This window comes from Bacteroides sp. AR20 (assembly GCF_964250605.1).
Classification (GTDB): Bacteria; Bacteroidota; Bacteroidia; order Bacteroidales; family Bacteroidaceae; genus Bacteroides; species Bacteroides uniformis.
Genome location: NZ_CAXUGK010000022.1, coordinates 70,024 through 80,981 on the forward strand (window position 1 = coordinate 70,024; position 10,958 = coordinate 80,981).

At 45.9% G+C, this 10,958-nt stretch carries 8 protein-coding genes; 6 read left to right on the forward strand and 2 right to left on the reverse strand.

The window, feature by feature from the left end:
- Positions 1-4: 4 nt before the first annotated feature.
- Entirely contained in the window at positions 5-517 is a 513-nt protein-coding gene (locus tag ACESTD_RS12565; protein WP_009037306.1) for a gamma carbonic anhydrase family protein, read from the forward strand.
- 91 nt (positions 518-608) lie between these two features.
- Here the strand turns inward: ACESTD_RS12565 and ACESTD_RS12570 are convergent, their stop codons facing one another.
- Together ACESTD_RS12570 and gltX are read right to left on the reverse strand one after the other, a co-directional pair.
- On the reverse strand, positions 609-1,829 hold the full coding sequence (locus ACESTD_RS12570; RefSeq protein ID WP_195288771.1) for a 3-deoxy-D-manno-octulosonic acid transferase: 1,221 nt from the start codon (positions 1,827-1,829) through the stop codon (positions 609-611).
- Positions 1,830-1,860: 31 nt separating this feature from the next.
- Positions 1,861-3,387, reverse strand: a complete 1,527-nt coding sequence (gene gltX, locus ACESTD_RS12575; protein WP_195288772.1) for a glutamate--tRNA ligase — start codon at positions 3,385-3,387, stop codon at positions 1,861-1,863.
- 97 nt (positions 3,388-3,484) lie between these two features.
- Here gltX and ACESTD_RS12580 point away from each other — a divergent pair, with 97 nt between their 5' ends.
- From ACESTD_RS12580 to ACESTD_RS12600, 5 genes are all read left to right on the forward strand, one after another.
- Positions 3,485-5,545 (forward strand): HD family phosphohydrolase, encoded by a 2,061-nt coding sequence (locus ACESTD_RS12580; protein ID WP_195288773.1) that lies wholly within the window; start codon positions 3,485-3,487, stop codon positions 5,543-5,545.
- A gap of 5 nt (positions 5,546-5,550) precedes the next feature.
- A complete protein-coding gene (locus ACESTD_RS12585; protein ID WP_005825742.1) occupies positions 5,551-6,315 on the forward strand; it encodes a hypothetical protein in 765 nt (254 codons plus the stop codon).
- 133 nt (positions 6,316-6,448) lie between these two features.
- The gene (locus ACESTD_RS12590; protein WP_195288774.1) at positions 6,449-7,402 is read left to right on the forward strand and encodes a site-specific integrase; all 954 of its coding nucleotides are present in this window, start codon (positions 6,449-6,451) and stop codon (positions 7,400-7,402) included.
- Between the two features lie 435 nt (positions 7,403-7,837).
- The gene (locus ACESTD_RS12595; protein WP_373170080.1) at positions 7,838-9,934 is read left to right on the forward strand and encodes a PL29 family lyase N-terminal domain-containing protein; all 2,097 of its coding nucleotides are present in this window, start codon (positions 7,838-7,840) and stop codon (positions 9,932-9,934) included.
- 155 nt (positions 9,935-10,089) lie between these two features.
- Entirely contained in the window at positions 10,090-10,812 is a 723-nt protein-coding gene (locus ACESTD_RS12600; protein WP_373159094.1) for a hypothetical protein, read from the forward strand.
- The last annotated feature ends 146 nt before the right edge of the window (positions 10,813-10,958 follow it).

Consider the following 10,958-nt stretch of genomic DNA (forward strand, 5'->3'; position numbering starts at 1 on the left):
AAAAATGGCATTAATAAAATCAGTAAGAGGATTCACTCCCGAAATCGGGGAGAATTGTTTTTTGGCGGACAATGCGGTTGTCATTGGCGACGTCAAGATGGGACGGGATTGCAGCATCTGGTTCAGCACCGTGCTGCGGGGTGACGTAAACTCAATCCGCATAGGGAACGGAGTAAACATCCAGGATGGAAGCGTGCTCCACACCTTGTACGAGAAATCGACCATAGAGATAGGAGACCACGTATCCGTGGGGCACAACGTGACCATCCACGGAGCCACTATCAAGGACTATGCTTTGGTAGGGATGGGTTCCACCATCCTTGACCACGCAGTAGTGGGCGAAGGGGCTATTGTCGCCGCTGGTTCCCTGGTATTGAGCAATACGGTCATCGAGCCGGGAAGCATCTGGGGAGGAGTCCCCGCCAAGTTCATCAAGAAAGTAGATCCGGAGCAGGCCAAGGAGCTGAACCAGAAGATTGCACACAACTATCTGATGTATTCCGACTGGTACAAATAAAGGGAGACAAGGCCCCCAAAAAGGCAGGGCGATAAAGGGATGCCATTCCATCACCTTTACCGCCCTATCGCTTTTATCACTCTTTACTTTTCTAAAAGTTTATCATACTCATTATCTTATCCGTTGCACCGGCGTTGCCGGTCACATAATTGCTTGCATTCATGCCTGATTCGCGCAAAAAGACTTCATCTGTCAGCATACGGTCGAGCAAAGTTTTCAGTTCCTCATAATCCTTCACCGAGAAAGCGCCTTTTGCCTCCAGCAACAGGATGGCCTCCTGGAATTTCTGATACTTCGGTCCGAAAATCACCGGAATGCCATAAACTGCAGCCTCAAGGGTATTGTGGATTCCCACCCCGAAACCACCTCCGATATAGGCAATCTCGCCATAGCGGTAGATGGAAGAGAGCAACCCGAAGCAGTCGATAATCAGGCAGTCGGCCTTACGGACATTCTTCTCGTCGGCACGGGTATAGCGCACGTAGGGGCGTTTCAGTTTACGGATAATCTCTACCAGATGGTTCTCGTCGATGACGTGCGGAGCGATAATCAACTTCACCTCCGGATGCCGGTTGAAGTATTCAATAAACAAATCCTCGTCCGGCTGCCAGGAGCTTCCTGCCACGAAAGTCATCGTGTTGTTCTTGAAAAGCTCCACCAAAGGCAGATGTTTGGCCTCCTCACGAATCTGCAGCACACGGTCAAAACGGGTATCCCCCACCACCGTGACACGGCTGATGCCTATCTTCGCCAGATAGCGTTTGGAGCGTTCATTCTGCACAAACAAATGGTCGAAGTCGCGCAGCACATGTCTGTACGTACCGCCATACCACTTGAAGAATACTTGTCCGCGGCGGAAAATGGAGGAAATGCTGTACACCGGAATACGGCGCTTGTGCAGTTCGTCCAGATAGTTCTTCCAGAACTCGTACTTGATGAAGAATGCCATGCAGGGATTCACGATATCCAGGAACTTCTTCACATTGCGGGACTTGTCGAAAGGCAAGTAACAGACAACGTCTGCCCCCCTATAATTCTTGCGGACCTCATAGCCCGACGGCGAGAAGAAAGTCAGCAGAATACCGTAATCCGGATATTTGGCACGAATTTTCTCAATCAACGGCCGTCCCTGCTCGAACTCCCCCAAAGAAGCGGCATGGAACCATATATAGCGCACGTCCTTCTCCAACTGCTGCCGGAGAAGTTCATAGACCACCCAGTGTCCCTTCATCATTTTTCGGGGCTTACGGCTAAATGGAGCAGCCAGATGCACCAGAATATCGTAGATGGCTATTGCCAAGTCATATAGCATACTATATGGATTAAGGATGAAGAAGATTTATTCACTTTAAAGCATCAACAGCACGCTGTATGCGGGCCAACGTCTCTTCCTTGCCAATCAGCTCGGTAATGTCGAACATGTGCGGGCCTTTACACTCGCCCACCACTGACAAGCGGAAGGCATTCATCACATTTCCCATGTGATAGCCGCGCTCGGTAATCCAACCAATCACAATATCTTCGGAAGGCTTGGAGGAGAAATCCCCGATACCGCGCAGCACATCCATCAATTCGGTCATGATGCGGGGAGTATCTTCCGACCAACGTTTCTTCACATCCTTTGCCGCATATTCCGTGGGGGCTACGAAGAAAAAACGGGTCTGGTCCCACAGTTCCTTTACGAAGTTGACGCGTCCCTTCACCAGTGAAACCACTTTCGTAAGGAACTCGTCGCTATAGTTGGAGGCGTCTATGCCGTTGGACTCCAGCACCGGTCTGAAAAGACAAGCTATCTCCGCATCCGGTTTCATCATGATGTACTCATGGTTGAACCAGATACCTTTCTTATAGTCGAATTTGGCACCCGACTTGCTGCAATGGCTCAAATCAAACAATTTCACCAATTCATCCATAGACATCAGTTCCTGGTCATTGCCCGGATTCCAGCCCAGCAGAGCCAGGAAATTAATGACCGCTTCGGGCAGATAGCCTGATTCGCGGTAGCCTGAAGAGACATCTCCCGACTTGGGGTCATGCCACTCCAACGGGAAAACCGGGAAGCCCAGACGGTCGCCGTCACGCTTACTCAATTTGCCGTTACCCTCGGGCTTCAGCAACAAGGGCAAATGCGCAAAGGCAGGCATGGTATCCTCCCACCCAAAGGCACGGTAGAGCAATACATGCAACGGTGCGGAAGGCAACCATTCCTCACCGCGTATCACATGGGACACTTCCATCAAATGGTCGTCCACAATATTGGCCAGATGGTAAGTAGGAAGTTCATCTGCCGATTTATAAAGAACCTTGTCATCAAGAATGGAAGAGTTTATCACTACTTCCCCACGAATCAGGTCGTTCACATGCACATCTTCGTTCGGCTCTATCTTGAAACGCACCACGTACTGCTTACCGGCAGCAATCAGCGCGTCTACCTCTTCTTTAGGAAGGGTCAGTGAATTACGCATCTGCATGCGGGTAGAAGCATCGTACTGGAAATTCGTAATCTCCGCACGCTTTGCTTCCAGCTCCTCAGGAGTATCGAAAGCGATGTAGGCTTTTCCGGCCTCCAGCAGAATCTGAACATACTTCTTGTATATTTCCCGACGTTCCGACTGACGGTACGGGCCATGGTCTCCACCGAAACTCACGCCCTCGTCAAACGGGATGCCCAACCACTTGAAAGACTCCAGGATATATTCTTCCGCACCCGGTACAAACCGGTTGGAATCAGTATCTTCAATACGAAATATCAAATCTCCTCCATGCTGACGCGCAAAGAGATAATTGTATAAAGCTGTACGCACACCGCCGATGTGCAACGCCCCCGTAGGACTCGGGGCAAAACGGACTCTGACCTTTCTTTCTGTCATAATCTACCTTACTTATGAATATTTTAGACGGCAAAATTAAACCTTTTTTTCCACACTAATGTTTTTTTTTGTACTTTTCGCAAAAATTTCAGCCGATATGAGTTATTTCAATACAAAAAAAGAGTTCTCGCTCAGAGATTTGCTATACAGAGCACTGATATTCATCGGCACTGTGGGGATTATTGTCTATTTTCTGCCACGTGACGGTAAATTCAACTACCAGTTCGACATTGACAAGCCCTGGAAGTACGGACAGCTCATGGCCACCTTCGACTTCCCCATCTATAAGGCCGATGAAGTGGTGAAACGCGAGCAAGACAGTATCCTCGCCACCTTCCAGCCGTATTTCCAGCTGGACAAAAGCATTGAGAAAAGTGTGCTCGCCAAGTTGAAGGCAGACTATCAGACCCACCTGCGCGGCCTGCTTCCCTCCACCGACTACGTCCGCTTTCTGGAAAGGAAACTCTCTGAAGTATATCGCGCCGGCATCGTTTCTACCGAAGAGCTGAACCAACTGCATAAGGACAGCACAACCGCCATCATGGTCATTAACGACAAACTGGCCAACCAGCAGGACATCAACAAGGTATATTCGGTGAAGGATGCCTATAACTATATACTCACGGCCGATACCGCCCACTACCGCCCGGACATTCTACGGCAATGCTCGCTGAACGAATATCTGTTCCCTAATCTGACCTATGACGAGCAGCGGACCGAAACCGCTAAGAAGGAGATGCTCGACAACTATTCATGGGCCAACGGCATCGTACTGAGCGGACAGAAAATCATCGACCGCGGCGAGATTGTCAGCCAGGAGACATACAACATCCTTGAGAGTCTACGGAAAGAATCCATCAAACGCAGTGAGTCCATCGGGCAAAAACGGTTGATGCTGGCGGGGCAGGTATTGTTTGTCAGTATCTTCATGCTGTGTTTCATGCTCTACCTCGACTTGTTCCGTAAAGATTACTACAAGCGCAAGGGCAGCCTCTCCCTGCTCTTCGCCCTCATCATGTTCTATTGCGTGGTGACGGCCATCATGGTTGCCAACAACATATTCAATGTCTATATCATCCCGTATGCCATGCTGCCGGTCATCATCCGGGTGTTCCTCGACTCACGCACGGCCTTCATCGCACAAGTCACCACCATACTGATATGCTCCATCTGCCTGCGCTATCCGCATGAATTCATTCTTCTGCAACTCTCGGCGGGGCTGGTTGCCATCTTCAGTCTGAGGGAACTTTCACAACGGTCGCAACTGTTCCGGACAGCCTTCCTCGTCATATTGACCTACGCTGCCGTCTACTTTGCTTTCGAGCTGATTACAGAAAACGACTTGACAAAAATCAACGGAAGCATGTACACTTATTTCGTCATTAACGGAGTGCTGCTGCTGTTCACCTATCCCCTGCTCTTCCTGGTGGAAAAGACGTTTGGCTTTACCTCCAATGTCACCCTGGTCGAATTGTCCAACATCAACAACAGCCTGCTGCGCCGCATGTCCGAGACAGTTCCCGGCACCTTCCAGCATTCCATGCAGGTTGCCAACCTTGCGGCGGAAGCGGCCAACCGTATCGGAGCCAAAAGCCAGCTGGTACGTACCGGAGCGCTGTATCATGACATCGGCAAGATGGAGAATCCGGTGTTCTTCACCGAGAACCAGTCGGGTGGAGTCAATCCGCACAAGAATCTGGGCTATGAGCAAAGTGCCCAAGTCGTCATCAGCCATGTGACGGACGGGCTGAAGCTGGCCGAGAAGAACAATCTCCCCAAAGTAATCAAGGATTTCATCACCACTCACCATGGCCGTGGGAAAACGAAGTATTTCTATATCTCCTGGAAAAACGAGCACCCCGGTGAAGACCCTAACGAGGAGGCATTCACCTACCCCGGTCCCAACCCGTTCACCAAAGAGCAGGCTATCCTGATGATGGCCGATTCGGTGGAAGCCGCTTCACGCAGTCTGCCCGAATATACGGAAGAGAGCATCAGCAACCTGGTAGACAAGATTATCGATTCGCAAGTGGCAGAAGGCTATTTCAAGGAATGCCCCATCACCTTCAAGGATATTGCCACCGTGAAGAACGTATTCAAGGAGAAGCTGAAGACTATATACCATACCCGCATCAGTTATCCCGAACTTAAAAAATAAGAACTATGGAAGTGACCAGTAAAGAACAGAAAAGAGCCGAACAACTGCTGCAAAGCCAGCACATCGGACTGCACCAAATCAAGAGTTTCAGTTTCATGAAGCGTTACCACCAGGTTCCCCGCAAAAGCAACTTGGCTGCGAAAGACAAATATGGTCCGGGCATACTGACTTTACATCTAAAGGAAGGAAAAGAAAAAGTAATCTATCTGCCTCCTTTCCGTCACCCTTCCTCGGTCATCCGCTACCTGGTCTCCCAAGAAATCCCCTTCGACAACTACGCACCGAGGGAACGGACAGTCGCAGAGGTTCCCACAGAAACATACCAGCGTCCGTCACTCTATATGTTCTGGTTCTTTGTCTTATTCCTGATATTCCTTATATTGGGATATTATTCCATCAGTGGCAGGGGCTTCATCCCGGCTATCATTTCGTTTGCATTAAGTCTTTTTTTCATCAGCATGCTGATGACCCGCTTCTGCTACCTGACGTTGGACAATAACGGCCTCATCATACACAGCGTAGGCAGGACTATCCGCTATCCGTACCAGAACCTAAGAAAAGTAAACTTCGACTTTGCCCGCGAACAGAATTTCACGCACGTCATGGAATTGCTGGACAACGATTACCGCTACCGTCTGTTCTATATCGGAAGGGTTTCGAGGAAGAAACTGAATGAGATTGCCGAACGCCTGCAACAAGCCGGAGTGGATGCCACTTGCAGCCTGAATGATAACAAGCGGTTCTTCCAGGATACGTATATCAGCCACTAAACAGACGTTAGCCAACAAATAAGCTGTCGGATACGGCATCATTCCCGTTTCGCAGATTTCAGAATGATGCCTTTGCACTTGCTCTCAATTTATTTATAATTGCAGGATAAACCTTTTTATAAATAATTTGGAAATGAGCAGAAATGAAATTACCTTACAAGAGATGTTCTCCTCAATCATCGGGGAACTCCGGGAAGGCGGCAGGTGGGGAACGGCACACATCTACCAGTCAGCGGTGAATGCATTCTCGGTATTCACCAAATGGCAACCGATGCCCATGCGCAAGCTGAGCCCGACCGTACTGAAGAGATTCGAAAACTTCCTCAGGCAGAGGAATTGTAGTTGGAATACGGTATCCACCTATATCAAAGCGATACGTTCGGTTTACAACCGGGCGGTGGACAAAAAGCTGGTGCGATATGTACCCAGGCTGTTTGAGCATGTGTATACCGGCACACGGGCGGATAGGAAAAAGGCGCTCGAAGCTTCCGACATAGGCTGCTTGATACGGGAGACAGAGATGAGCCTGCAGGCCGGTAATTCTCCCAACACCCGACAGAAAACAAAAATTTTCTTTGTATTGATGTTTATGCTAAGAGGGATTCCTTTTGTGGACCTGGCCTATTTGCACAAAAGGGATTTACAAGGAAATACCTTGTCCTATAGGCGCAGGAAGACGGGACGGGCACTGACCGTCTCACTGACGCCGGAGGCTATGCAAATGGTGAGAATGATAGCAAACAAGGACAAGGACTCTCCTTATTTATTCCCCATATTACAAAGTGAGGAAGGCACAGAAGCGGCATACCGGGAATACCAGTCGGCACTCAGGGCATTCAACCAACGTTTGGCAGTACTCAGACAATGCTTGGGAATGCAGTCGGCACTCAGTAGTTATGCGGCACGCCATACTTGGGCGACCATGGCTTACCACTGCGAGATACATCCAGGAATCATATCAGAAGCCATGGGGCACTCTTCCATCACAGTGACGGAAACTTATCTGAAGCCTTTCAGCAACAGAAAGATTGACGAAGCCAATCAAAGGGTAATTTCTTTTGTAAAAAACGAAGGATATCCAGTATAAAAGAGATTACTTCTTTTGAGGAAGTAGAGCAAACTTGTTGTTTCTTTTTTATAGTCTTCAAACAAAGTTTTGAGGAGCGGATTGATATTGGCTTTACAAAAAGTTTCCCAACGTAAGCAATAAACTGAAAGATAGAATCTTATATTGAAAATTAGAGACTTTTTCACTTCATAATTTCTATTGTAGCTTTTCTATGATGTTGGAGATTAAGACTATATATTATCTTTCCAATATCCCAACGGACTGATTTTTACTATTCTGAACAAACCCCACCTATTTTCTCCTTATTCCTTGGTTATTAACGAAATTAACAAGATTTCATTACCTGCGAAGTAACGGAATACTTAGTAACAAAAGAAGTATGCGAAAGGGATTCAAAATGAGAGATTATTCACTTTTTATTTTTTTAAATTTATAAATTTAAAGTTTTCAATTATGAACAAAAAGTTTCTAAGTGCAATCTTGTTTGGAGCTTTAATGGTTGGCTCCACAAGTACATTTGTTTCTTGTAAGGACTATGATGATGACATCGATGGCTTGCAGGAGCAGATCGATGCAAACAAAAAACAGATTGATGACATCCTTGCTGCAATCAATGGCAAGAAATTCATCGAAAGTTATGCTCCTGTTGAGGGTGGTTATTTACTGACTTTTACCGGTGGCGAAACTTTAACTATCAAGAATGGTGCTCAAGGCGAAAAAGGTGAGCAAGGACTTCAGGGTATTCAAGGCCCGAAGGGTGAAACCGGGGCTACAATCGTTCCGAAGTTCAAGGTAGATGCCGAGAACTACTGGATGATTAGCGTAGATGAAGGTGCAACCTATGAGTATGTATTGAATGACGCAGGTGAGAAAATCAAGGCTGCAGGTTCAGAAGCTAATGTTGAAGAAGCTATCGGAAACTACGTGAAGGTAGACGAAGAGGGTTATATCTGCATTGGCGAATATAGAACTTCATTCAAATACAATGCTAACGTTCCTTCAATGATCTACAATGAAAAGGATGGAACTATGCAGGTTACTATTGACGGCCAATCATATACTTTGTTGATGGAAGGCTCTGCTTTCAATGGTCTGCAAACTATTGTGTATAGAAAGCAAGCTGCTGATGACGCAAATGACTATGCTGTAGCTTATCAGTTGTACTATCCTCAAAACGATACTGACGTTGATACTTTGTTTGCTGCAGTTCCTGCAAAGGCTTCTTTCAAAGTCTATCCTTCAAAATTCTCAAAGAGCGATGCCGAGCTCTTCTTCTCTGATACTTATCAGACAAGAGCTGCAGAACAGCCGAAATTGAATGTCTTGGATTGGGACTTCGATAAAGAACAAGATGGTGTTATTTGGGTAAAGATGACTCCGGTAAACTTTAAAGATGCTAAGACTGTATCTACTTCTGGATGGGGAAGTATGACATGGATTGACCCGACTACGCAAACAGAAATATCTGGCTGGGGAGCCGTATGGGTGGATCTTGGTGAGACAATCAATAGCTATGCTACCTCTCTGGATGTTAAGATGTACAAGCAATATGTTTCTGCATCAGATTATTTTAATGTTAAGTCAATGTATGTATCTTCTAAAAAGGTACATAACGTACGTGTAAATGCAGAGGAGGAAATCCAATATTCTAATAAGATGCAGACTGCAAGTAGTTGGTATCCCGAAAAATTCATGTCTCAGAATGATGCAGCTTCTTATAAGGTTGGCGAATTTGATTATAAAGGAACATTCAATCTGAACGATTCTATCAGTGCTGCTTTGGATTTGAATGACGGCGTACTGTTGGCTGATGCCGATATTCAATTTGAACAGAAATTCGAATTGATTGATGAAAATGCAGACAAGGATTTGTGGGGTGTAACCATTAAGAAAGGAATCTTTGATGCAGATAAAGTAGCTAAAGAAGGCATCTTGGCTGTTAAGGAAGAAAAACAAGCATCTGCTATTGATGAATATGCTGTAATCAAGGTCACTACTACAGTTAAATCACAAGTAGAAGGTGTACATGATTTGGTTGTTTATAACTATGTTTTGGTACAAGCTATACGTCCTACCGCTGCAGAAAATGTAGCAACTGTCAAATTGTCTCCGCTGGGTGATGCAACCTTCAACTTGAGCTACAAGACAGCTAAGCAAATTGTGAAGCTGGATGTACGCGCATTTGAAGACGCTATCGGTGGTCGTGATATCTTAACCGACAAGGGCACCTCTATTGTTTGGCCTTTGTATAAAGCAGATTACAATACAGAGAAGGAATTGACTGGATATAGTGAAGCATACGATTACCTAACTAATGCTCCACAGCAAGCTACATGGTCTGTAGATGTTCCTGTAGCTAGAGATGAGGCATTTGTATGGTACAAGAAGGCAGAAGGTAATGCAACAGACTCATTGTTCTTGTTTATTGGTCCTCAGACAGAAATTGATAAGACTACCCTCTATTTGAAATCCACTAATTACTGGTCTGAAGCACTTGCTAAGAATGGTTGGGTTTCTTATAATGGCATTTCTACTCCATATGCTGCTTAGATAGTCAATATTTCATCACTACTATCAATGACCTTGCTGTAACTCGTAACTTTGCTGTTGCTATCAAGGATGCATACAAGGCACGTACAATCATTGGTGATTGGAGTGATGCTGCTAGCGGCAACTTCGGCATTAAGTCTGAAAACTTCGCTCATATGTATGATGTAACTCCTGCTGACGCTAAGGCTGTATTCGAATTGAATAAAGACAAGCAGAATGCATTTGTACAAGAATTGATGAAGGAGAACAAATTGGTAGTTGAAGAAGGTGCAAATGGAGAATGGAGAATAGCATTCACTGCTCCGATTGATATCAAGAAGGTTGGCAATCTGAAAGTTGATATTTATGATGCAAGTGGTTACGATGCTACTGACAAGAACCGTAAACCTGATGCAGAAGAATTATGGACTGTAGCTCGTCCGATAGCAGATTTCACCGGTGGTGCTGCACTGAAAGCATTCAACGATCCGAACTTGGCTGAGAATACTGAAATCACATTGAAACAATTACTTGTCAATACCGCTGGTACTGAAGCTAAGGCTAAAGACTTCTGGAAGAATCTTGTATTGAAAGACTATGCAGGTGAGAAAGTTGTTATATTCAATGGAACTACATTCAATGCTGAAGAAGTCACTGCTCGTGCTGCTTTGTACAAGAAGTCTGTTACAACCGGTCTCCGCTACATTATGTCCAACGGAACAGACAAAGATGAATACTTCAAGGTAGAACCTACAACTGGTAAGCTGACTTGTATCGCACTCCCGACAGGTACTGAGTTTACTCATACAGTAAATGTGGTTCTGCAGTTCGTTCACGACTGGGGTACTAGTGAGTATGCATACAACGTAACTATCACACGTAAACAAGCTACTAGATAATCTGAGTAGTAGAAAATTGTCTGAATAGACAATTATAAAATCAAAAGGAGGATGTTCTATGGGAACATCCGAGGATGTAAATTAAACTGTGTCAGCAAGGAATAAAGTATTAACTTTGCTAACACAGTTTTTTTTATGAAAGAAGA